The organism is Rhizobium sp. NLR10b (assembly GCF_019685435.1).
GTDB lineage: Bacteria > Pseudomonadota > Alphaproteobacteria > Rhizobiales > Rhizobiaceae > Rhizobium.
In genome coordinates this window covers 21,897-44,610 of record NZ_JABDWV010000014.1, presented here as the reverse complement: position 1 = coordinate 44,610, position 22,714 = coordinate 21,897, and the positions used below count along the sequence as shown (strand labels likewise).

Genomic DNA, 22,714 nt, shown 5'->3' with positions numbered 1-22,714 from the left:
GAGCAGGGGCGCTTGCCGCCGTCCGCGGCCTGAATATCTTGACGCACTTTGGCTGTTGTTGAAACTCATGACGCCTTCCTATCCTTGTTGAAGGTCAATCGATGATTTCGGTGTCCCAGTCATGTGACGAGGGCCGAGAAGGCGTATTTATCCGGAGACGCGGCTCCCGTGACGAGGGGATGGCGAACAATTTGTCTTGAACTGAGGACGCTTGTCCAGTCCGCATCGGACAAAGCCAAGAGTCTTACGAGCAAACGACAGTCGAATATATCCGGGCGATATGTCCGTGCCATTCGGAGCAGCGCCAGCAAGAGTAGATCCTTACGGGCAAGACGCATTCCTGAATGCCGATGCGGTTCGTCAATGGCCGTCCGGGGGGACGGCCTCCGCCGGCACCGTCTCCTTCAGGTTCTTCCGGTGGAAGATGAACAGGCCGGCAAAGACGATGATTGCGGCGCCGACGACGATCTGCATATCGGGAATATCGTTGAAGAAGATATAGCCCAGCACGATTGCCCAGAGCAGCAGCGTATATTGCAGCGGCGCCAGCAGCGATGCTGGCGCGAGCTTCAGCGAGCGGGTGATCAGCAGATGCGCGCAGGTGGCGACGATGCCGAGCAGCAGCATGCCTGACCAGTCGATGGGTGTTGCCGGCTGCCAGTGGCCTATGCTGAGTGCGATGCCGGTGGCAAGCGCCGCAACCGTCTGCCATGTCACGAGCGTGGTGTCGCTGGTCGAGCGGAGATAGCGGCTCATCACCAACGATAGGGCAAAGGCCAAACTGCCAGCGAGGCCGAAGAGGGAGGGAAGCGACAGCATTGCCGTCGACGGACGCAACGCGATGACGACGCCGGCAAAACCGACCAGAACGGCGAGCCAGCGGCGCCAGCCGATCTTTTCCCCGAGAAAGAAATGCGAGAGCGCCGCAATGTAGATCGGTCCGGCCATGTAGAAGGTCATGACATCGGCGAGCGGCAGATAGGCGACGGCGGCGTAGAACAGTGCGACATCGCCGGTCGCCATGACGACCCGCATGAACTGCAAGCCCTTCTGCTCGACGCGGAAGAGCGCCATCGGTCCCTGCCGCAGGATCATCGGCCCGAGCAGGATGAAAGCGCCGACCGAACGGATCACCAACACCTGACCGACGGCAAAGCTCGTCACCAGCCACTTGCCCATCGCATCGTTCAACGCAAACAGCAGATCGCCGAGCAGCATCAGCACGACGCCCGTCATGATCAGGTTTCCGGCATTGGCGACGGCCGCCTTCGTCTTCATTCCTCATATCCTCGCAAAAACGGCCGCGCATGCACGGCCGAGTGCGTGCGGCTTCGGCCTTAACGCGGCCGATGTCAACCATCCGTTTGAAACACCTGCGTTGAATTTCACATGGGTGACAGGGTGAGCGACTGTGCCCTGGCGCAAGCCCGACGGCGCGCTGTTTTTTCTCGGCTTCGTCACTTCCGTCGAGTTGAGCGTAAACGCGGAGATCTGACCGCCTTCAGTATTTCCAGCTTGTATAGTCGTCCGCAACGCATCCGAACGGGGCGCGATCCTGACCGAACCGTTTCCGCAATTGAAGGCATCCCCATTTGTTCAACGGCGTCGGCATGAGGTTGTTGATATCCATCCCCGGCGACTGGAAAGGTGTGCTGGCACTGGTCACGTACCAAAGCCAGAAACCGATGAAGCCGGCGAGGATCAAGAGGAGGGTGCCAAAAAACAGCCGCAGCCGCGCGCCGACCGACATTGTTTTCCCGCGCTTGCCGATCAAGACCGGCACAGTCTGTCCATCGCCGTGCTGTGCGAATGGCGCAAGCGCAAACTTTCGCTCGTCATCCGTCAGCTCGATACGTTGCAGACGATCATCCAGAAGCACTGGCAGCGCTGTCCTGCCATGCCGGACCGCCAAGCCCACGGCTTTGCCGTTTGCCTCCCCCACAATCAAAGGCTCCTGACCTCCCTTCATCTGGGTGTAGGCTGATCGACCAGTCCGATCGTTGGCGATCTTGTCATTGTAGGTAACGGAAAGAATGTTGCGCTTGCGATCAAACGCAGCAATTTCCACCGGTATGGTATCCAAGAACGCCGGTTGGCGCAGCTGCCGTTTAACACGCCAGATCCGCAACGCCTGGAACAGTGTTCCAAGGCTCATGCCGCCAAGAAACAGGGCAAATACGGTGAGGGTTATGATCCGGTTCCAGAGCTTGTCCAGACCGAGGCTCATTGTCGCCAATTCCGGATGGTCGGCCGAGATCACCACGCCGGTTTCATAATCGCCGGTATGAAAATCGACGAACATCACTTGGACTTCCGTGTCGTAGTTGCGTCCGTCGTAACTGTAGACGAGGCGCGCCTCACAGTCCGTAAAGAAGACCTTGCGTGTCGTGCATCTCCCATTTTGGACGTCACCATTCTCAAGGGTCAACGGATTTTGGCTGACCTGAAAATCCCTGATGACGCCGGGCGCTTGCCAAGTGACCATAAACACCGCCAGTGCCGCGATGACGGGAGTGGCCCAGAAGTAAGCCCGCGGCGTGGAGATCACATCAGGTGTAAGCGATAAAGGGCGGCTGGGAAGAACGAGCGCAGGCACGGGGGAGGACGCCTTTCGAGTATTCGAGCTGAGAAATACGCCGGATAGGAATTTTGATCGAAGCGGGTGACAGCTTCGCAGTAATGTTCGCACTGATACATTGTGCGCCGGCCAAATGTCACTCTGGTTGTCTCGCGAGACCGGCACATCTTCACATAAAACTGGGGGTGTCATGGGTCGTGCGCTGGCGGACCATCGAGGGACGGTTTTCGTCGCCAGCATCGGTTTCAGGGTCTTGAGGTCATCAGGCGACAGCTCCACGAGATTGTCGTGGAGGTTCGAGATCAGCTCGGACACCGTGCGGGCGTTGTTCTGAGCCGGATCGAGCGTGCGGATACCTGTCAGATTCGTCCCGATTAACAGCATGCTGGCGGCGATGCCGCCAGCCTCGGCTGCGCCGCCATCAGCGCGCCTGTCATTGCGATCGTCGTCAGTAGCTGTTTCAGCATCTCAAGACCTCCCAATCCTGTTGCTTGCGGGAATGATGTTTTGAATTAGCCGGCCGTCTTCACGTCCTGCCGGTCCGTTTGGATATCGCCCTCGGTCTCCCAGCCTCGAAGCAGCCGATGCAGCTCGTCGCGATCCTGCGCGTCGAGCCGCGGCAATCCTGGCACGCGTACCGGGCCGACATCGAGGCCGGAATAGGTGACGGCCTCTTTGACGACGGTGACGTTCGCGCCGTTGCGGAACTTGGTGCGCATCCGCTCGAAGGGTTCGAGCTTGTTGACGATTGCTCTCGCCGCGGCGAAGTCGCCCTTCTCAAGCGCTTCATGGACGGCGAGCGACAGCTTCGGCGCGACGTTGACGAGGCCCGAGGTGAAGCCGCGCGCGCCGGCCGCGGTGAATGTCGGCGCCCAGCTCTCCGCCAGGCCGCACACGAACAACGCGCCTTTGGGATCGGCGGCGGGGATCGCCCTCGCCAGCAGCATCAGATCTGTCGTGGCGAACTTGATGCCGGCAATATTGCCGTGATTGGCGAGGCGGACGATCTCGGCGACGCTGAAACCCTCGGCCCTGACGTAAGCGACGAGCGGCAGAGTGGATGCATCGGCGAGATTGCAGAAATAATCGATCTGGGCCGACGGCGCCGCGAAGGGATCGACCGGCTGATGCGACATGACTGCGGAGGCGCCGATCGCGGCCGCATCCCTGGCCATGCCGGTCGCTTCGCGCAGCGACCGGCCGATCGCCGCCGTCACCGGCGCCCGGCTATCCACACCCGATACCGCCGCCTCGTGGACGATCCGGATCTCTTGCGGCGTCAGGGCATAAAATTCTCCGGTATTGCCGGCCGCGACGATGTTGTGAATGCCGGCCGCGGCCACCCGCGCATAGACCTTCGCGGTAATCCGGGGCTCGACTTCGCCCCCGGCATCATAAGCCGTGACGGGAACGCCCGACACGCCCCTAAGCGCCTTGCGCATGATCGCGATGCTCATTTTTCTCCCCCGTTGGCTCTTCTTCCAGTGATCGTCAGCCGAACCGGAAGGGCGGCAGCCCCTCCGCATCGACATCGAAGGCAATGACCGTCCCCGCCTCGAGACGTCCGGTGCGGTCGCTCGACAGGCTCGTGACGTAGAGGGTGCTGAGATCAGGGCCTCCGAAACACGGCATTGTCGGTGCTGCGACCGGCAGAATGTAGATTTCAACGATTTCGCCGTCGGCCGATATTCTGTTCAGGCGGCCGGCGGAGACGCCGGCGCTCCAGTAGAAACCGTCGCGATCGGTGGTCGCTCCGTCCGGCCGGCCTTGTTCTTCGGTGAAACTGCGAAGGCGGCGTCCCCCGCCGAGTTCGCCCGTCTCGGGATTGAAATCGAAGGCTTGCAGAAAACACTGCCGGCTGTCGGAGTGATACATCCGCCGGCCGTCCGGCGACCAGGCAAGGCCGTTGGAACTCGTCAGCCCCGTTGCGACGGTCCGCGTGCTGCCGTCGGCGCCGACACTGAAGAGCGCCGCATCATTCACCTGCGGCTTGGCCTCGCTGATCGAGCCGACCCAGAAGCGGCCGTCCGGCCCGACCTTGCCGTCGTTGAGGCGGCCGATCATCTCTCGTCCCACGGGATCGCACAAAAATTCAAGCTGGCGGGAGACGGGATCGAAGAGATGCACGCCCGTCTGGAGTCCGACGACGATCCTGCCGTCGCGGCATAGTCCGAGGCAGCCGATCGCGGAAGGCATGTCGAAGTGGTCGGCTTTGCCTTCGGCCGAGAGCCGGACGAGCGCCGGCGCCAGGATATCGACGAGCCAGAGCGCGCCGGTCTCCTCGTCCCATACCGGCGATTCACCGACCGTCAGCGGTTGCTGCAGGACAGGACGGATCTTCGGCTCAACGATGCGGGGTGCCGTCACGAGACTGTCTCCGGATCTTTGACGAGGCCTTCGGCATCGCGCATGCGGATGCTGCCATCGTGATTGTATTCGCAGAAGCCGCCGCCCTGGAATGCGCGGGCGACCCGCCCTTCCGCGCCGTTCTCGATATGGGCGTGATCACGCGGCCGGTCCTGCGGCTGGTAGCCAAGCCGCGTCGCCAGATCGTTGTCCCACCATTTCGTGTCGGTATCGGAAACGCCATAAACGACGGTCGCGGCGATCTGCGGATGGGTGAGGCCGATCCGCACCAATTGCGCCAGATCCCGGGCGCTGATCCAGATTGCGATCGTGCGTTCGCTGTTGGGATAGGTGCCGGCATTGCCGATGCGGATGGATAGGGAGCGAATGCCCGACGTATCGTAATAGAGTCCCGCCACCAGTTCGCCCCAGCATTTGGAAAGCCCGTAGGGGCTGTCCGGTCGCATGGGATCGAGCGGTGAAATGACCTCGCCGCGGGGATAAAAGCCGGTCGCATGGTTACTCGAAGCGTAGACCATCCTCTCGACCTTGTTGATCCGGGCGGCCTCATAGAGATTGTAGGTGCCGAGGACATTAGCCTGCAAAATAGCGTTTATATCGACGCCGCTGGCGATGCCGGCGAGATGAACGACGCCGTCGACGCCGCGCAAAGCGGCCGTTACCTCTTCGAGCTTCGACAGATCGGCGCGGACGAAGCTTTCATTTCCGGCCAGGTCCATAGGCTCGCGAATATCGATCAAGCGGACATGCTCCGCATGCTGCCGGAGGAACGGGCGCAACAGCGTCCCGACACGTCCGGCGGCACCCGTTATGGCGATCCGTCTCATCGTCCTTCCTCCCATTGTCGCTCAAACCCCCTGGAACATGCGGGCGCGCGCATTCAGTATGTGTCTCTTCATCGCGTCGTGCGCTTCGATTTCCCGACGTGCGAAGATCGCCTCTACGATGACCGCATGCTCGTCCTGAACGCTGCGGATCTGCTCCGGAGTCCGTTTCAGGCTCAGGCTTCGCGTTACGGAATGGCCGATGGCGAAATGCGGCTTGAACCATTCACGCACGGTGATGTGAAACTGATTTCCCGTCGCCATCGCGATCGCGTCGTGCAGGGCCTGGTCTTCGTCGGCGCCGAGTTCGCCGTTCCTCAAACATTGTTCGATTGCAAGAAGCGCCTCAGTGATCCGCTCCTTGTCGGCCGGCTGCCAGTTTCGCGCGGCAAGCTCCGCAGCTTCGGCCTCGAGGCCGGCGCGGAATTCGAAGAACCGCTGGACATCGGCAAGCGAGCCGACCGGGACCATTTTCAGCATCGACGAATCCGGCCGCTGCCGGACATAGGAGCCAGAGCCCTTGCGGGAAACGACGAGGCCATCGGCTCTCAGGCGTTCGAGCGCTTCGCGCACGACGGGTCTCGATGCGCCGAAATCGGCTGCAAGCCTGGTCTCCGACGGCAGCCGCTCGTTGACAGGGAAATTGCCGTCCGCGATCATCCCCACGATCTTCTCGTAGATGATGTCGCTGAAGCGCGTTGCGCCCCGGTTCGAAACGGCATCAAGTGCAAACGTCATTATCGCTCTTTTCTCCCCCGCCAAGTGGCAAATTCGCCCCGTCGGCTCTTCGCCCGGCGAGCAGAAGCCGGATATGCCTTCTCGACCATGCGCCGGGATGGCGCCGCGCCGTCACCGGCCGCGATGCGGCCTGTATACAGCTTCTGACAGATCTGTCTTCTTTCTCTATCCAACGCAGGATTGCCAACGGCTTGGCGTTGTGTCTGATACGGCATGTGCTATAGAATCTGTAATTATCTGTCAACTCTTGTAATCATTTGGGAACGTGTCTATGGTTTCGTTCCAGCGCCGAGGAGGGCGCAAAACGGCAGGTCGGGAGCCCGCCGCACCAGCCGGGACAAGCCTGTGCCGGCATAAAAGGGGAGGAATCGATGCCCAATGAAATTCTGTCTCGCGGTGTCACCCGCCGCGCCGTTCTCGGCGGCATGGCTGGTGCTGCAGCACTGTCCATCGCCGGTCGCGCCTTCGCCGCCGGCGGCGAAGCGCCTGCGCTGGCGCAACTGGTCAAGGACGGCAAATTGCCGCCGCTGGCCGAGCGCCTGCCGAAGAAGCCGATGGTGGTAACGCCGTTCGAGAAGGTCGGCACCTATGGCGGCACGTTGCGCCGCGGCCTGCGCGGTTCATCCGACCATAACGGCATCCTGCGCATGGTCGGCAACCAGAGCCTCGTGCGCTGGAATCTGGAATTCACCGCCGTGCAGCCGAACCTTGCCGAGCGCTGGGAAGTCAGCGACGACGCAACGCAATTCACCTTCCATCTGATCGAAGGCGTGCGCTGGTCAGACGGTCATCCCTTTACCGCCGACGACGTCGTTTTCGCGATCGAAGACTGCGTCAAGAACACCGAACTCTACAGCTCGACACCGGCGCAGCTTGCTGTCGCCGGCAAGCCGGTCACCGTCGAGAAGATGGACGATTATACGGTGAAGTTCACCTTTGCGGCGGCGAACGCGCTTTACCTCGAAAATCTCGCCACGCCGCTCGGCCAGCATCCGACGCTCTTCCCGAAGCATTACTGCAGCCAGTTCCTGCCGAAATACAATCCCAATATCGAGGCCGATGCGAAGAAGGCGGGCGTCACCAGCTGGACGGAGCTCTTCCGCAGCCGCTGCGGTGACATCGAGATCCCGACACGCTGGGGCAATGTCGACAAGCCGACCCTCGATCCCTGGGTCGTCAGTGAGCCTTATGTCGGCGGCGCCACGCGCGTCGTCATGGCCCGGAACCCCTATTTCTGGCAGGTCGATACGGCAGGCAACCAGCTTCCCTACATCGATGAGATCAATTTCGGCATTTCCCAGGACGTCGAATCGCTGATGCTGAGCGTCATCTCGGGCAAGATCGATATTCAGGAACGTCACATCAGCGTGCTGGCCAACAAGCCGACGCTTTCCCAGAACATGCAGAAGGGCGATTATCGCCTGCTGACGCTCGTGCCTTCGGCCTCGCAGCAGTGCCAGATCTACTTCAACATCACCCACAAAGATCCTGCCATGCGCAAGATGTTTGCGGACAAGTCATTCCGGCAGGCGCTCTCGATCGGCATCAATCGCCCGGAGCTTATCGATATCGTCTATTTCGGGCAGAGCGAGCCCTACCAGGCCGGGCCGCGTCCGACCCATCCGTGGTATCATGAGAAATATGCGCGCCAATTCACCGAATATGATCCTGAAAAGGCAGGCGCGATGCTTGATCAGGCCGGTTATAAGAAGGGGCCGGACGGCTTTCGCGTTCGGCCCGACGGTCAGAAGGTGTTCTTCTCGGTCGACGTCATTCCGACGCTTTATCCCGATCTCGTCGATGCCCTGGAGCTGGTCAAGACGCATTGGTCGCAGATCGGCATCGACATGAAGGTCAATACGATCGAGCGGGCCCTCTATTATACCCGCGGCGACGATAATGCCCATGATGCGCAGGTGTGGCCGGGGCCGGGTGGTCTCGATCCGATGCTTGACCCGCGCGATTTCTTCGCTTTCCATCCGCAGGGTTCGCGTTACGCCATTCCGTGGACGCTCTGGTATACGTCTAACGGCGCGCGCGGCGAGGAGCCGCCGGAAAGCCAGAAGAAGCGCATGAAGCTGTTCGACGAAGCGCGTTCGACGGCCGATCTCGACAAACGCGGCGCGATCATGAAGCAGATCTTCGACATCGCCGCGGAGGAATTCGAGACCGTCGGACTTTGCCTCGCCGTTGGCGGCTTCGGCATCATCCGCAATAATCTGCGCAATGTTCCCGAGAAGCAGCCGGATAGCTGGTCCTGGCCCAATCCGGGACCTGCGATGCCGCAGCAGTTCACCTTCACGAGCTGATTTTGATCGAGCGCCGTACCGACGGTACGGCGCTTTCTTCGGTTCGCCTTCCGATGCCTTGCCGGCGATGAGAGCCGGTTAGCCCCGAGGGCGGTACTCAATGCAAGAGGCGCCCATGCTGGTCTTTATCGCCAAACGTTTGCTGTGGATGATTCCATCGCTCTTTGCCGTCAGCTTCCTCGCTTTCGTGCTGATCCAGCTGCCGCCGGGCGATTACGTCACGACCTATATTGCGACGCTGGCGGCTTCCAACGAGATCGTCGATCAGAACACCGCGGCACAATTGCGTGAACGCTTCGGACTCGATGACCCGATGCTCATCCAATATTTCAAATGGATCTGGGGCATCCTCTCGCGCGGCGATTTCGGCATTTCCTTCGAATGGCAGCAGCCGGTGTCGGATCTGATCTGGGAGCGCATGGCGCTGACCCTGGTTCTCGCTCTTTCGACATTGATCGCCACCTGGGCGATTGCTCTTCCGATCGGCGTCTTTTCCGCGGTGCGCAAATACTCGATCGGCGACTATTTCTTCACCGCCTTCACCTTCTTCGGTCTGGCCGTTCCGTCCTTCCTCCTGGCGCTGGTGCTGATGTATATCGCAGCGGTCGAATTCGGCCAGGACGTCGGTGGATTGTTTTCGCCACAATATGAGAATGCGCCCTGGAGCTTTGCCAAGATGGGCGATCTCTTCTCGCATCTCTGGCTTCCCGTCGTCATCCTTGCCGTCTCCTCGACGGCGAGCCTCATCCGCGTCATGCGCGCAAACATGCTCGACGAGCTGCCGAAGCCTTACGTGACGACGGCACGGGCAAAGGGGCTCTCGGAATTCCGCCTGCTGATGAAATATCCGATGATGATCGCGCTCAATCCGTTCATCTCGACGATTGCCTGGCTACTGCCCAATCTCATCTCCGGCTCGGTCGTCGTCGCCATCGTCCTCAACCTGCCGACGGCCGCCCCCTTGCTGCTGCAGGCACTGATGGCCCAGGACATGTATCTGGCCGGCGCCTTCGTTCTGCTGATTTGCGCGCTGACGCTGATAGGCTCTCTGATCAGCGACATCCTGCTTGCGCTGGTCGATCCCCGCATCCGGTTGGAATAGGAGCCTGATATGGCCGACATCGCCGTTACAAACATTCAGCCGGATCGCGCCGCCGTCGCATCGCAGTGGCAGCTGATCTGGTGGGCTTTTCGCCGCCACAAACTGGCCATGGTGGCGCTCGTCGTCACCGTGATGATGTACATCGTTGCCCTGGTTCCGGGCTTCTTTACCATCAACGATCCGAACCTGCAAAATGCGCGGGCGACCTTCCACCCGCCGCAGAAATTGCATCTGATCGATACCGAGAACGGATTTTCCTTCGGTCCGCACTATTATCCGATGAAGCTGAGCCGCGATCCGGAAACGCTCGCCGCCATCTTCAAGGAAGACACGACGAAGCGCGTCGACGTCCAGTTCTTCGGGCGCGGCTATGAATATTCCGTGTTTGGCCTGTTCAAGACCAACATCCATCTGATCGCCTCGCCCGACAAGACGACGCCGTTGCTTCTCTTCGGCGCCGACCGGCTGGGGCGCGATGTTTTCAGCCGGACGGTTCAGGGTTCGCAGGTCTCGCTGTCGATCGGCCTCGTCGGCGTCTTCCTGTCATTGATGCTCGGTATCGTGATCGGCGGCATCTCGGGATATTACGGCGGCCGCATCGATTTCTTCATGCAGCGTGTAATCGACTTCGTGCTGTCGCTGCCGACGATACCGATCTGGCTCGCCATGGCTGCCGCCCTGCCGCAGGATTGGCCGGCGACGCTGCAGTATATGATGATCACGATCATCCTGTCGCTGACCGGCTGGGCCCAGCTTGCCCGCGTCGTTCGCGGCCGCTTCCTATCCCTGCGAACCGAGGAATTCGTCGCGGCCGCCAGACTGGATGGCGTTCGTGAAGGCCGCATCATCTTTCGCCACATGCTGCCGAGCTTTGCGAGCCATATCATTGCTTCGATCACCCTCGCAGTGCCGGCGATGATCCTGGCTGAAACCTCTCTGTCCTTCCTCGGGCTCGGGCTGCAGCCGCCGACCATTTCCTGGGGCGTGCTGCTGCGCGAGGCCCAGAACATTCGCTCGATCGCCACGGCGCCCTGGCTCTTCCTGCCGGGCTGCGCGGTCGTGGTCGCCGTCATGGCGCTCAATCTCCTCGGCGACGGTCTGCGCGACGCGGCCGATCCCTACAACAAATGAGGCCGGCATGACCGACATCGTTCCCATTGCCGGCAGGCCGCTGCTCGAGGTGAAAAACCTCACCGTCGAGTTCCCCCTGCGCACCGGCGTCTTTCGCGCCGTCAGCGACCTGTCCTTTACAATCGAGCCGGGCAAGACGCTCTGCGTGGTGGGTGAAAGCGGATCCGGAAAGTCGGTGACGGCGCGCTCGATCCTGCAGATTGTCGACGCGCCCGGCCGGATCGCCGGCGGTTCGATCACATTGAACCACCCGAAGGGCGGCTCCATAGATCTGACCAGCCTCAATCCGCGCGGGCGCCAGATCCGGGCGATCCGCGGCCGCGATATCGCGATGATCTTCCAGGAGCCGATGTCGTCGCTGTCGCCCATCCACACCGTCGGCAACCAGATCATCGAGGCGCTTCGCCTCCACACCAGGATGAGCAAGGGGGAAGCGCGCGCCGAAGCCATATCGCTGCTCAAACAGGTGGAAATTCCCGCGCCTGAAAAGGCGTTGGATCGATATGCCTTTCAATATTCCGGCGGCATGCGTCAGCGCGCGATGATCGCCATGGCCCTCGCCTGCAGGCCGCAGTTGCTGATCGCCGACGAGCCGACCACGGCGCTTGATGTGACGACGCAGGCCGAAATTCTCGACCTGATCGCCCGGCTGCAGAAGGCCAACGGCATGGCCGTTCTCTTCATCACGCATGATATGGGCGTCGTGGCGCAGATCGCCGATGATGTTTTGGTCATGCATAACGGCGTCGCCAAGGAATATGCGCCGGTCGAGCAGATCTTTCACGCCCCGAAAGACGATTATACCCGCATGTTGATTGGCTCGGTGCTGAAGCTGGAGCAGAAGGCCGAGATTCGCCTGGCGCGGGCGCCGCTCGATCGGACGGCGGCGCCAATCCTGGAATTGCGTAATCTTTCGATGGATTTCGGCGAGGTAAAAGCACTCGACGACGTCTCCATTTCGCTGTTGCCCGGTGAGACACTCGGCATCGTCGGCGAAAGCGGATCCGGCAAGACGACGATGGGCCGCTCGATCATGCGGCTGCTCGATCCAACTGCCGGCGAAATCCTCTATCGCCGCGCCGATGGCGGCATCATCGACCTGGCAACGGCAAAAGGGCAGACGCTTGCTGCCGCGCGCCGCGAATTGCGCATGGTGTTCCAGGATCCCTTCGGCTCCCTCAATCCACGCATGACCGTCTCCCAGATCATCGGCGAACCCTTGCTCGTCAACGGCATCGCCAAGGGGAGGGCGCTCGACGAGCGCGTCTGCCACCTGATGGAGCAGGTCGGCCTCGATCCGAGGGCGCGCGAACGCTACCCGCATGCCTTCTCCGGCGGCCAGCGCCAGCGCATCGGCATCGCCCGCGCCATCACCCTCAATCCGCGGGTCATCGTTGCCGATGAGGCGACCTCGGCGCTCGACGTCTCCGTGCGCTCGCAGGTGCTCGATCTCCTGATGCGCCTGCAGGACGAACTCGGCCTCGCCTATATCTTCATCAGCCATGATATCGGCGTGATCCGCTATATGTGCGACCGCGTCGGCGTCATGTATAAGGGTCAGCTCGTCGAAATCGGTGAGGCGGAGAAGGTCTGCCGCACGCCCGAGCATGCTTACACGCAAGCGCTGATATCGGCCATTCCGCGCCCCGATCCACGTGACCGCGACCGTTCGCGGCGCTTCCGCTATATCGCTCCCGACACTCTCAAGAACGGGAGCGCTCAGCGATGAGGATCACCGGCATAAGAACATTTCTCATGCACGCCGGTCAGCCAGACCCTTCGAAATGGGCCTCGGATGAGCGGTCGGGAGACGGTGCATCCACGCAGCTGCGGGGCACGAGAAATTGGCTGTTTTTGAAGATCGACACCGATGAAGGCATCACCGGCATCGGCGAATGCTCCGGCTGGCCGCGGGTGATCGAGACGGCGATCCATGATCTGGCGCCTCTCCTGATCGGCGAAGATCCCGCCCATATCGAACGTCTGTGGCAGAAGTTGCATATCGCAATGATGGGTCACGGCATGCTCGGCACCGTCGGAGGCGGCGCGATGACCGGCATCGACATGGCCCTCTGGGACATCAAGGGCAAGGCGCTCGGCGTGCCGGTCTGGATGTTGCTCGGCGGCAAGGTGCGCGACAAGATCCCGATCTATTCGCATGCCAATACGCCCGAACGCGCGCTTGCGGTCAAACAGCGCGGCATAAAGGCGATCAAGTGCGGTGGCGTGGCCGATCCGGTTCGCAAGGTCGCAGCACTGCGCGAGGCGGTCGGCGACGATATGGACGTCGCCATCGACCTGCACGGGCCGCCATGGCTGACCCCTGCGGACGCCTGCCGCCTGGTGCGGGCGCTCGAACCCTATGAGCTGATGTGGGTGGAAGATCCGATCGCGCCCGACAATCTCGAAGGCTACCAGCGCATTCGCGACGCCGCTCATGTGCCGCTTGCCGCCGGCGAACGTTCGGCGACCATCTTTGGCGAGCGCGAGCTCATCGAAAGAGAGCTGGTCGACGTAATTCAGCCCGATACCGGCCGAGCCGGCGGCATCACCCAGATGAAGAAGATCGCGGCCATGGCCGAAGCCCATCATATCCAGATGGCACCGCATTCAGGCTCGCTCGGACCGGTGGCGGAATATGCAGCCTTGCATCTGTTGGCCGCCATTCCGAACGCGCTCATCCTCGAGCGGCTCGACGATGACTGGGACGGCCGCCGCCAGACGATCGTGCCGCATCCAGAGCAGGTGGACGGGATGATCACCGTTCCCGACGCCCCCGGGCTTGGCTGCGATATCGACGAGGAATTCGTCGCCCGCTTTCCGAGCGGCGGCAACGTCTCCGTTCCCGTGCCGGAGGCCGCCGGTTCCTACAATCCCGGAACCTACGACGAGCATCTCTACGTGCAGACGCGCGTGGCGCGCCGCAGTTATTTCAATCGCTAGAAGGACAGAATGATGAAGATCGACCGCATGCGGGTGTTCATGACCCGCGACAAGGACCGACCCCGCGTGATCGTCGCGCTCGATACCGGCGACGGCCTGACGGGCTGGGGCGAATGCTACAATCACGGCCCCGATAAGGCGCTGCCGCCGCTGCTCGATTATCTCTACGGCTTTCTCTCCGGCCAGGACCCGACACGCGTCGATTATCTCGTCAACCTGCTGATCCAGCAAAGCCGCTTCCCGCCGGGTGCACTCGGCCTTGCCGCGATTTCCGCGCTCGACCATTGCCTGTGGGATTTGGCGGCCAAGGCCGCGAATGTCCCGGTCTACAAGCTGCTGGGGGGCGAGGTCCGCGACCGCATCAAGGTCTATGCCGGGGTCTATACCGCCCCCGACGCGCCCGCCGCCCGCGACGAGTTCGATCGCCTCAAGGAGGAATGGGGCTTCACCGCCTTCAAACTCAGCCCCTGGCGTATCGACATGCATGCCCATCGCTGGGGCAATGTCGTAAAAGCCTCGGCCGACTATTTCCGCTCGCTTCGCGAGACGGTCAATGACGAATACGAGATTGCCTTCGATGCTCATGCCAAGATTTTCGAACCGATCGCCGCAAGGCAACTCGGCAATGCGCTGGCGCCCTATGATCCGCTGTTCTACGAAGAGCCGCTGCGTCCAGAGAACATCGAGGCCTGGGGCGACCTGAAACAGGGGCTCAACTGCGTCCTGGCCACCGGCGAGTCGCTCTATAACAGGAACGAATTCCTGCGGCTGCTGCAGGTCAAGGGCGCCGACCTGATCCAGCCCGACATTTGCGTCGTTGGCGGCATCAGCGAAATGCGCCGCATCGCCACGCTTGCCGAAGCCTATTTCGTCGGCATTGCTCCACACAACCCGATGGGGCCGCTGGCAACGGCGGTCAATGTGCATTTTTCGGCTGCGGCCCAGAATTTCCGCATCCTCGAATACCGGCTGCCAAAAGGCCAGGCCTATGTCTATGGCGGCCTCGACATCGAGAAGCGGCAGGGGGAAACCCGCTATGTCGTCGACCCCTATCTGCCGAAGGATGGCCATCTCGAACTGCGCCCCGACCGGCCGGGCTGGGGCGTCGAAATGGACGAGAAGGCAATGCAGGAGGAAGGCTATATCCATTGGCAACGGCGCGTGCCGAAGCGGCCGGACGGCTCTTATGCCTTCGCCTGAGGGCTTCACACACTAATCGGAGCTGGCCGCCGGATGACGCGGCCGCTCCTGCGCGGCCACGTTTGCAGGCATTGCAGGAACATCGCCATCCCATTCCAAGCGCCTCTAGGCGTCTTTCGGCAACACTGAGCGAACCCTCGCGATGAAGACGTGGAAGTCCTGCATGAACGTTCGAAGGAAATCGGCGGTGCTGGCGTTCGTGACCTCGCCGTCATCAGTAATCAGCCCCGGCGTGAATTGGATGTAGGCTTCTGGAGCATTCATCTGCGGAGAGTTGCAGAAACTGAGCACGCTGCGCAAATTCTGCTGGGCGACGGCTGTGCCTATAGCGCCCGGCGACGTGCCGATCACCGCCGACGGCTTGCGTGTGAACGAGTTGGTCCCGTAAGGGCGGCTCGCCCAGTCGATTGCGTTTTTCAGCCCGCCGGGGATGGATCGATTATATTCGGGCGTCACGAACAGTACTGCGTCGACGGCCGCGATTGCCGCCTTGAATGCTCTGCCGGCCGGAGGGTAGTCGGCGTCGTAATCGTAGCTATAGAGTGGCAGGTCCTTGAAGGAGATCTCTGACATTTCAAGTTCCGGCGGGGCGACGCGCACCAACGCCTTGGCGAGCTTGCGGTTGATCGAGCCCTTGGCGAGGCTGCCGATAAGATAGCCTACTTTATGCGTGGTCATGGCGTTCTCCAGTATCCCGCATGATAAGGGACCATCATACGCGGAATTCTCGACGGGGTCTCTGTCCTTTGAGTGCAAGCAACTATTCGTCGATGAACGTGACCGTTTCGGCCAGCGGGGCGCGGCCCGTACGGGCGTAACCGCAGGGTCTTCGTAGCCGATCGACATGCCGCAGAAGAGGATCAGCCCATCGGGCGGCGACAGGACCTCGGCGACCGTCTCGCGCACCTGCGACCACGCCATCTGCGGGCAACTGTGCAGTCCTTCGGCGCGGAGCAGCAACATGACCGTCTGCAGATACATGCCGACGTCGGCCTCATTGGGGCAGACCCAGGTCACGGTCGATTTAGCAGGACAGGGCGACGGGCGCGCCGAAGCAATTCCAGTTGGCGATTGCTGCCCGCTGGCGCGCCTCCCAGTCCTCGCGCAATGCCGAGCGCGCTGTAGCGCTCCTTGCCGAAGGCGGAGCGGCGCTCGTCGTAGGGGGGCTTCAGCACCGACGGATACATCTCATACTGCCGCTTGTCCCAGGCGTCGCCATGGGCAACGCGCTCGACGGCTGACGTCTTGAGTTCGGCCAGCGGCGCACCGGTCATCACGTAGGTATTCCACGGCTGGATGTTCGATCCTGACGGCGACCAGGCAGCGGCGGCCAGCACGCGCTCAAGTATCTCCATCGCCACAGGCTGGTCCCTGAATCCGCGCACCGACCGTCGGCTTGTGACTGCCTCATATACGTCCATGATCGCCTCCGTGCGCCGGGCCGTTCGTTCCGTTTCTGATGTGGTTCATTATCTCCATTCGCAATGGAGGCGTAATCACACCGTGGTCTAGGAGGCGTACATCAAACGAACATCAAACGTACATCAGCGATCGACGGGTCGAGGCGCATGTCAGCAGAATTGAAGACCAATCATGAGCGGCAAGGTCAGCGTTCCGCCATTGGAGTTAGGCGCCGACGGCTCGAGCACGTTCTGCCGCCGTACGGCGATGCGATCCGAAGATGTCCGCGAGCGTATCGAGCATTGCCCTGACCCCTTCAGATTGAAGTGAATAGTAGATCGTCTGCGCAGCCCTTCGCGTCTGCACGAGTTCCTGGTCTCGAAGAATTGCCAGATGCTGAGACGTCGAAGATTGGCTCAATCCCACTTCGTCAGCCAGGACGGTTACGGACATTTCTCCTTCGCTCAACAGATGCAGAATGTGAAGCCGTTTGGAATTCCCGATAGCCGACAGGAAGTTTGCTTCGGTGTCGAAGGCATTGGTTTTAGGGGAAGGCGCGACTGACGATTGATTGTTCAAGGCGAGATCTCCTTTGGGGAACCAAAGCCGGGCACGATGTCATATCCCCGAACTTTAATTTAGAGATAACGCAAGCGTGCGGGGTCGGAACCCATTGCCGGCGCCGCATCGTCTTTTTTGGCGTGAATCGGATACGGCGTGCATCAAATGGACAGCCGGCGTTCTTGGCTCCTTGATTAAAAGCTAACGCGCCCCAGCCTGACGCATCTGCGCCGGCAATGTTTCCCAGGCCCGGATCAGTTCGCCGATTGAGGCGGCCTCCATCTTGTGCATGACATTGCTGCGATGCAGCTTGACCGTCACCTCGCTGATGCCGAGATCGAAGGCGATCTGCTTGTTGAGGCGTCCGCGTGCCACTTCGTGCAGAACCTCGCGCTCGCGCTGCGTCAGCGTCTCCAGCCGTTCGATATTGCGATTGGCGATCGCCGCTTCCGCCCGTCGTTCGCCGTCCATTGAAATAGCGGCGGTCACGGCATCAAGCAGCGTCTGATCCCGCGCCGGCTTGGTGAGGAAATCCACGGCGCCGGCTTTCATCGCCTGGACGGTCATCGGGATATCGCCATGGCCGGTCAGGAAGATGATCGGCTTGGCAATGCCGTTCTCAGCCAGATGGCTCTGCAGGTGGAGACCGCTTGCCCCCGGCATGCGCACATCGAGGATCAGGCAGCCGGGTCTGTCCAAAACATCCGCATCGAGCAGTTCGCGGGTAGAAGCAAAGCTAATCGGCTGAAAACCGGCCGACAGGATCAGCTCCGACAGCGCCTCGCGAATGGATGCGTCGTCGTCCACGATCATGACGAGCGGCTGATCCTCTTCACATTCACGCTGCGCTGAAAAAGGCGCCGATCTACGAACGAACGGCTGGTCAACCCTCATGTCACCCTCCATCTCTCGATTTGTGTAAGGCATGGGCGATGGCCGCGATCAGGGCCTGGGCATCGAATGGCTTGCGGAAGAATCCGCCGGCGCCTTGAGCGCGGCCCTGATCCGCGATCTCGTGGCGGCCCGTGATCAGGAAAACCGGCAGCTCCGGACGTGATTTCCTGACGAGATCACGAAGCTCGAAGCCGTCTATGCCGGGCATTCCGATGTCGGTGATGAGCAGATCCAGGTCCGACAGCCCATTGACGAGCAGCGAGCCTGCCGACGAGAAGCCGCGGGCGACATAGCCCGCCGATTCCAGAAGGTCACTCATCGATTCGAGGAGTCTTGGATCGTCATCGACAATTGCCACGACATGTCTTGTCTTGTTCATGTTCAATTCCCTCCCACCCGGCGCGAGTGGGTTATCGGTATTTCCAGTTTCTCCGCGATGCGCACGAGATCGGCGAGCGATGCAGCCGCCATCTTCTGCATCACGTTTCTTCTGTGAATCTGCAGAGTGACTTCGCTGATCCCCAGCTCTGCCGCTGCCTGCTTGTTGAGGAGGCCGCTGACGACGAGCGGCAACACCTCGCGTTCGCGCGGCGTCAGTTCGAGATAGTGTTGCCTCAGCATTCCGAGTTCTGCGCGGCCGGCTCTCTTTTCCCGATCCTCGGCGATCGCTGCCTGGATTGCCGCCATGAGGTCCTCATCGCTGAACGGCTTGGTGAGAAAATCCACCGCGCCGCGCTTGATGGCGCGCACGGAGGAGGGGATGTCCCCATGTCCGGTGATGAAGACGATCGGCGGATGATCGCCGTCGGCGATCTGCCTCTGCAGGTCGAGGCCGTTGATATCGGGCAGTTCGATATCGAGGATGAGGCAGGCGGGAACATCCGGCTTGTTCGCTTGCACATAGTCGCAGGCAGACTCGAAGGCGATGGCGCGTATGCCATGCGAGTCCAGCAGCTCGCCGAGAGCCTCCCGGATGCGTTCATCGTCATCCACGATGAAGACGATATGGTCATCGGTCGTCATGACGCTGCCTTCGTTTCGATGGGTAATGTGAAGATCAACGTCGCTCCGTGCGGTTGGTTCTTCTCCGCCCACAATCGTCCGCCATGCAGCTCGACGATCGAGCGGCAGATCGCCAGCCCCATCCCCATGCCGTTTTCCTTCGTGCTGAAAAAAGGCTCGAACATCTTTTCGGGAAACTCGATGCCCCGCCCCAGATCGCGGATCTCGGTCTGGACGGCATTGCCGACCTGGTGCGAGCGTATCTCGACCAGCCTGTCGCTTGTCGTGGCGTCCAGGGCCTCGATCCCGTTGCGGATGAGATTGATCAGAACCTGCTGGATCTGAATGCGGTCGAGCGCGATGGACGGCAAGCTGTCGTCAACATCGACGTCGATGCGGACGCGCCGCCGCCAGGCTTCGTCGGCCATCAGGCTGCGCACCTCCTCGATGACGCTGGAAAGAGTCGTCTGAACTCTCCTGTCGGCGGATTGTTTGAACAAGGCGCGAATGCGGCCGACGACCTCAGCCGCCGAATTGGCGTCGCGGATGATGCGCTCGACCGTTCTCTGCGCCCGCTCCATATTCGGCGGGTCGGCCATCAGCCAGCGCTGACAGGCGTGGGAATTCGCCACCACGGCCGCCAGGGGCTGGTTCACCTCGTGCGCGATCGAGGCGGAAAGCTCGGCGAGGCTCGCTGCCTGGCCCGCCCGGGCAAGCCCCTCTTGCGTCCGGCGCAGCTCTTCCTGCGCCTGAACCTCACCGTCGATATCGAGGCATATGACATTCCACTGCACGATCGCGCCCTCGCCGTCGCGCATCGGCGCGGCCCGCGTCTCCACCCAGCGATAATCGCCATCGAACCGCCGCAGCCGATGCCGGCGCGCATAGGGTTCGCCGGTGGCGAGCGAATGGGCATATTTCTCCTTGACATCGGCCAGGTCGTCGGGATGAACGCCGGCATCGAGTGTGCCGGCCAGCCGTGACTTGCCGGTTCCGTCAAGGTCTTCGAGCCTGTATCCGAGAAAATCCCGAAGCTGCGGATTGCGATAGACCGGCTCTCCGTCGGGAGCCGCGCAGTCGATCATCACAGGCAGCGTTTCGACGATCTGCCAGAGCGACCGTTCCCTCTCGCGCAGCGCCTTCTCGACGCGCAGCTGGTCGTCGATATCATGCGACAGACCGTACCACTGGACGATCTGCCCGTTTTCGTCACGCAGCGGCTCGGCGCTGCCCTTCACCCAGCGATAGACGCCGTCAGCGCGCCGGAGGCGAAATTGTTGCGAGAAGCGTTCGCCGGTGACCAGGGAATGGTTGAGCGCCTCGGAGAGTTTCTCAGCATCTTCGGGATGGACGGCGACTTCAATGAGGGCCGCGAGCCGGCTGATGCCCGGTTTCTCCATCTCGGCGACGTCGAGACCGAGAAAATCGATCAGGCGCTTGTTGAAAAAGGTTGGACTGCCTTGCGGATTGAGCCGCCAGAGCAGACTCGGGACCATGTCCACCAGTTGGGAGAGCTCCCGCTCCCGATTGCGCAGCGCCTCCTGCGCGCGCATCTCGTCGTCGATGTCGACCGATATCACGTACCATTGCACGATCTCACCGTTCTGACCCCGCAGCGGCTCGGCGCGGCAGTCGACCCAACGATAGGCACCGTCGAAACGACGCATGCGGTATTTGATCGAGAAGGGATCGCCGCTGGCGAGGGAATGGTGGACTGTCTCAAGCAGCCTGGGCGCATCATCTGGATGGACGAGAGTGTGAACGTTTGAGGAAAGGCGGCTCATGCCCGGCCGATCCATATCTCCGACGTCGACACCGAAAAAGTCGATCAGGCGCTTGTTGAAGAAGACCGGCTCGCCTTCCGGCGTCAGGCGCCTGATCTGGACCGGGACCATGTCCACGAGCTGCGAGAGTTCGCGCTCGCGATCGCGCAAGGCTTCCAGCGCCCGCACCTCGTCATCGATGTCGAGGGACACGCCGTACCATTGCACGACCTTCCCCTCGTCGTCGCGCCGCGGCTCCACCCTGCATTCGGCCCAGCGATAGACGCCGTCTTTTTCAAGCCAGCGGAACCGCATCGCGGTGCCGCCGTCGCTTTCGAAGCAATTGCGTAGCATGCGCCGCACAGCGGGCGCCTCGTGGGGATGCACCAGCTGGTCCAGCAGCTCGTCGATGCGCGGTTCGGCCAGGGCATCGAAATCGGCGATGACCGCTCGGAAGTGATCCTGGTAGCGTTTGTTGAAGTAGATCGACCCGCCCGCCGGCTCCACACTCCAGATGCGGACGGGAACGGCATCGATCATCTGCTGCAGCTGCTGCTCGCTCCGGCGCAGGGCCTCTTCGGCCTGGACCTGATCATCGATATCGTGGCAAAGACCGTACCATTGGACGATTTTTTCAGCCTGATCGCGCATGGGCACGGCGCGGCTCGACATCCACCGATAGACGCCGTCGGCGCGGCGCAGCCGATAGCGCATGGCGAAGACTTCGCCGGTGACGAGGCAATGGCTGAGCGACTCTCTGAACGCCGCGATATCATTGGGATGAACGATGGCTTGAAGGACTGCCTCCAGCCGGCTCACATCAGGCCGGTCTGAATCCGCAACGTCGATGCCGAGGAAGTCGATCATGCGTTTGTTGAAGAAGGTCGGCTCGCCGTCCGGTCTCAGGCGCCAGACATGGCTCGGCACCATGTCTACGAGCTGCGATAATTCCCGTTCCCTTTCGCTGAGCGTTTCCACGCTCTGACGCAACGAAAACACCGCCAGCTGATGCTGACGCGATATGGCGGCGACGATCAGCGCTGAGAATGCTGAGATCGCCAGGAAAAGCTGCAGCATGACCTGGTTGTATTTCTGGGACGCCGGATCGCCGGCAAACTGGCTGGCGCCCGTCATCGTGGAGACGGCGGTGATCAGGGCTAGGAGAGCGAGCGACACTGCCGCCCCCTTGATTTCGAAGCGGACCGCGGCCCAGAGAAGAGGCGGCATGATGATATAGGCGAAGGGGAGATAGCCACTCAGCGAAAGAGCGGCGACGCCGAGAAAGATCAGCGCCAGGACGGCAGCTTCCACCCATTGCCCTGCCGAGAGTTGGGTCTTGCCGGGCCAGCTGTGGAACAGAACCAGTGCAAGCGGTGCCACGATCAGGACACCGGTCGCGTCTCCGATCCACCATAAGGGCCAGGCCGTCAGGAAGGATTGCGACTGGATGCTGAACCAGGCAAGCGTGGCGCTTCCGATGGTCGCGCTGACGGTTGGCGCAATTCCGGCGCTGATGATAACAAATGCAATCACTTCCTGCAGGGTTTCGAGCCGAACCGGGAGCTTCAAAGTCCGGTTGACGAGCCATGCCGCGACCATCGCTTCGAGAGCGTTGCCGACATAGATCAGGAAGGCCGCAGCTTGCGGACTATGGAACCATAGGACATTACTGAACATCTCTCCCAGGCAGCCGGCCAGTATCCACCATGGCCAGCTGGGTCGGGAGGCGAGGATCAGGGTCGCGATGAACAGCCCGGCCGGAGGCCAGATGGAAATACCGGTTTCCGGCACCACCGCGAGCGACTGGGCGAAGCCGCACGCGAGCACATAGGCGAGGAAGAAAAGCGCCAGACGCAGGAATGGCGGGCGGTGCGACCAGACGCTTTCCATCCATCGTTCCG

18 protein-coding genes and 2 pseudogenes are annotated in these 22,714 nt (G+C 61.4%); 6 read left to right on the top strand and 14 right to left on the bottom strand.

What is annotated here, in order from left to right:
• Positions 1-360: 360 nt before the first annotated feature.
• The 7 genes and pseudogenes from HJB91_RS22140 to HJB91_RS22110 all read right to left on the bottom strand — a co-directional run bounded on the left by HJB91_RS22140 (position 361) and on the right by HJB91_RS22110 (position 6,507).
• On the bottom strand, positions 361-1,278 hold the full coding sequence (locus HJB91_RS22140; protein WP_221155895.1) for a DMT family transporter: 918 nt from the start codon (positions 1,276-1,278) through the stop codon (positions 361-363).
• Between the two features lie 223 nt (positions 1,279-1,501).
• A complete protein-coding gene (locus HJB91_RS31160; protein WP_221155944.1) occupies positions 1,502-2,596 on the bottom strand; it encodes a hypothetical protein in 1,095 nt (364 codons plus the stop codon).
• A gap of 180 nt (positions 2,597-2,776) precedes the next feature.
• Positions 2,777-3,045: pseudogene (locus tag HJB91_RS22130) on the bottom strand (ABC transporter substrate-binding protein); the annotation flags it as partial.
• Positions 3,046-3,090: 45 nt separating this feature from the next.
• The gene (locus HJB91_RS22125) at positions 3,091-4,035 is read right to left on the bottom strand and encodes a dihydrodipicolinate synthase family protein (RefSeq protein WP_210631874.1); all 945 of its coding nucleotides are present in this window, start codon (positions 4,033-4,035) and stop codon (positions 3,091-3,093) included.
• 34 nt (positions 4,036-4,069) lie between these two features.
• On the bottom strand, positions 4,070-4,945 hold the full coding sequence (locus tag HJB91_RS22120; protein WP_221147406.1) for an SMP-30/gluconolactonase/LRE family protein: 876 nt from the start codon (positions 4,943-4,945) through the stop codon (positions 4,070-4,072).
• Positions 4,942-5,772, bottom strand: coding sequence for an NAD(P)-dependent oxidoreductase (locus tag HJB91_RS22115; protein ID WP_221155894.1), 831 nt, complete (start codon positions 5,770-5,772; stop codon positions 4,942-4,944). The genes HJB91_RS22120 and HJB91_RS22115 overlap by 4 nt, the downstream gene beginning before the upstream one ends.
• A 21-nt stretch (positions 5,773-5,793) precedes the next feature.
• On the bottom strand, positions 5,794-6,507 hold the full coding sequence (locus HJB91_RS22110; protein ID WP_210631877.1) for a FadR/GntR family transcriptional regulator: 714 nt from the start codon (positions 6,505-6,507) through the stop codon (positions 5,794-5,796).
• A gap of 371 nt (positions 6,508-6,878) precedes the next feature.
• Between HJB91_RS22110 and HJB91_RS22105 the strand changes: the two genes are divergently transcribed.
• The 6 genes from HJB91_RS22105 (at position 6,879) to HJB91_RS22080 (ending at position 15,192) form a co-directional block, all read left to right on the top strand.
• Entirely contained in the window at positions 6,879-8,816 is a 1,938-nt protein-coding gene (locus HJB91_RS22105) for an ABC transporter substrate-binding protein (protein ID WP_221155893.1), read from the top strand.
• A gap of 115 nt (positions 8,817-8,931) precedes the next feature.
• A complete protein-coding gene (locus HJB91_RS22100) occupies positions 8,932-9,918 on the top strand; it encodes an ABC transporter permease (RefSeq protein ID WP_210631879.1) in 987 nt (328 codons plus the stop codon).
• Between the two features lie 9 nt (positions 9,919-9,927).
• Positions 9,928-11,049: an ABC transporter permease gene (locus tag HJB91_RS22095; RefSeq protein WP_210631880.1), complete on the top strand. Its 1,122-nt coding sequence runs from the start codon at positions 9,928-9,930 to the stop codon at positions 11,047-11,049.
• Positions 11,050-11,056: 7 nt separating this feature from the next.
• Positions 11,057-12,778, top strand: a complete 1,722-nt coding sequence (locus HJB91_RS22090; protein ID WP_221147410.1) for an ABC transporter ATP-binding protein — start codon at positions 11,057-11,059, stop codon at positions 12,776-12,778.
• Complete coding sequence (locus HJB91_RS22085) at positions 12,775-13,992, top strand: mandelate racemase/muconate lactonizing enzyme family protein (RefSeq protein WP_221155892.1); 1,218 nt, start codon at positions 12,775-12,777, stop codon at positions 13,990-13,992. Before HJB91_RS22090 ends, HJB91_RS22085 begins: the two co-directional genes overlap by 4 nt.
• A 12-nt stretch (positions 13,993-14,004) precedes the next feature.
• Positions 14,005-15,192, top strand: a complete 1,188-nt coding sequence (locus tag HJB91_RS22080; RefSeq protein ID WP_221155943.1) for a mandelate racemase/muconate lactonizing enzyme family protein — start codon at positions 14,005-14,007, stop codon at positions 15,190-15,192.
• A gap of 105 nt (positions 15,193-15,297) precedes the next feature.
• Here HJB91_RS22080 and HJB91_RS22075 read toward each other — a convergent pair whose 3' ends face one another.
• The 7 genes and pseudogenes from HJB91_RS22075 to HJB91_RS22045 all read right to left on the bottom strand — a co-directional run bounded on the left by HJB91_RS22075 (position 15,298) and on the right by HJB91_RS22045 (position 22,703).
• Positions 15,298-15,870 carry an NADPH-dependent FMN reductase gene (locus HJB91_RS22075; protein ID WP_210631883.1) on the bottom strand — a complete coding sequence of 191 codons (573 nt, stop codon included), beginning with the start codon at positions 15,868-15,870 and terminating at the stop codon, positions 15,298-15,300.
• An 82-nt stretch (positions 15,871-15,952) separates the two neighbouring features.
• Positions 15,953-16,613 (bottom strand): annotated as a pseudogene (locus HJB91_RS22070) (nitroreductase).
• Between the two features lie 205 nt (positions 16,614-16,818).
• Positions 16,819-17,172, bottom strand: a complete 354-nt coding sequence (locus HJB91_RS22065) for a helix-turn-helix transcriptional regulator (RefSeq protein WP_210631884.1) — start codon at positions 17,170-17,172, stop codon at positions 16,819-16,821.
• Positions 17,173-17,355: 183 nt separating this feature from the next.
• Entirely contained in the window at positions 17,356-18,048 is a 693-nt protein-coding gene (locus HJB91_RS22060) for a response regulator transcription factor (protein ID WP_210631885.1), read from the bottom strand.
• Between the two features lies 1 nt (position 18,049).
• Entirely contained in the window at positions 18,050-18,427 is a 378-nt protein-coding gene (locus HJB91_RS22055; protein ID WP_210631886.1) for a response regulator, read from the bottom strand.
• A gap of 2 nt (positions 18,428-18,429) precedes the next feature.
• Positions 18,430-19,071, bottom strand: a complete 642-nt coding sequence (locus HJB91_RS22050) for a response regulator transcription factor (RefSeq protein WP_210631887.1) — start codon at positions 19,069-19,071, stop codon at positions 18,430-18,432.
• Complete coding sequence (locus HJB91_RS22045; RefSeq protein WP_221155891.1) at positions 19,068-22,703, bottom strand: PAS domain-containing protein; 3,636 nt, start codon at positions 22,701-22,703, stop codon at positions 19,068-19,070. Before HJB91_RS22045 ends, HJB91_RS22050 begins: the two co-directional genes overlap by 4 nt.
• Positions 22,704-22,714 lie beyond the last annotated feature (11 nt).

What these genes read in the sequence shown, in the direction of transcription:
- HJB91_RS22095 (WP_210631880.1), top strand. Translation starts at nt 9,928, where the DNA reads ATGGCCGACATCGCCGTTACAAACATTCAGCCGGATCGCGCCGCCGTC.
- HJB91_RS22080 (WP_221155943.1), top strand. Translation starts at nt 14,005, where the DNA reads ATGAAGATCGACCGCATGCGGGTGTTCATGACCCGCGACAAGGACCGA.
- HJB91_RS22085 (WP_221155892.1), top strand. Translation starts at nt 12,775, where the DNA reads ATGAGGATCACCGGCATAAGAACATTTCTCATGCACGCCGGTCAGCCA.
- HJB91_RS22105 (WP_221155893.1), top strand. Translation starts at nt 6,879, where the DNA reads ATGCCCAATGAAATTCTGTCTCGCGGTGTCACCCGCCGCGCCGTTCTC.
- HJB91_RS22060 (WP_210631885.1), bottom strand. Translation starts at nt 18,048, where the DNA reads ATGAGGGTTGACCAGCCGTTCGTTCGTAGATCGGCGCCTTTTTCAGCG.
- HJB91_RS22045 (WP_221155891.1), bottom strand. Translation starts at nt 22,703, where the DNA reads ATGGAAAGCGTCTGGTCGCACCGCCCGCCATTCCTGCGTCTGGCGCTT.
- HJB91_RS22110 (WP_210631877.1), bottom strand. Translation starts at nt 6,507, where the DNA reads ATGACGTTTGCACTTGATGCCGTTTCGAACCGGGGCGCAACGCGCTTC.
- HJB91_RS22140 (WP_221155895.1), bottom strand. Translation starts at nt 1,278, where the DNA reads ATGAAGACGAAGGCGGCCGTCGCCAATGCCGGAAACCTGATCATGACG.
- HJB91_RS22055 (WP_210631886.1), bottom strand. Translation starts at nt 18,427, where the DNA reads ATGAACAAGACAAGACATGTCGTGGCAATTGTCGATGACGATCCAAGA.
- HJB91_RS22050 (WP_210631887.1), bottom strand. Translation starts at nt 19,071, where the DNA reads ATGACGACCGATGACCATATCGTCTTCATCGTGGATGACGATGAACGC.
- HJB91_RS22125 (WP_210631874.1), bottom strand. Translation starts at nt 4,035, where the DNA reads ATGAGCATCGCGATCATGCGCAAGGCGCTTAGGGGCGTGTCGGGCGTT.
- HJB91_RS22090 (WP_221147410.1), top strand. Translation starts at nt 11,057, where the DNA reads ATGACCGACATCGTTCCCATTGCCGGCAGGCCGCTGCTCGAGGTGAAA.
- HJB91_RS22075 (WP_210631883.1), bottom strand. Translation starts at nt 15,870, where the DNA reads ATGACCACGCATAAAGTAGGCTATCTTATCGGCAGCCTCGCCAAGGGC.
- HJB91_RS22115 (WP_221155894.1), bottom strand. Translation starts at nt 5,772, where the DNA reads ATGAGACGGATCGCCATAACGGGTGCCGCCGGACGTGTCGGGACGCTG.
- HJB91_RS22100 (WP_210631879.1), top strand. Translation starts at nt 8,932, where the DNA reads ATGCTGGTCTTTATCGCCAAACGTTTGCTGTGGATGATTCCATCGCTC.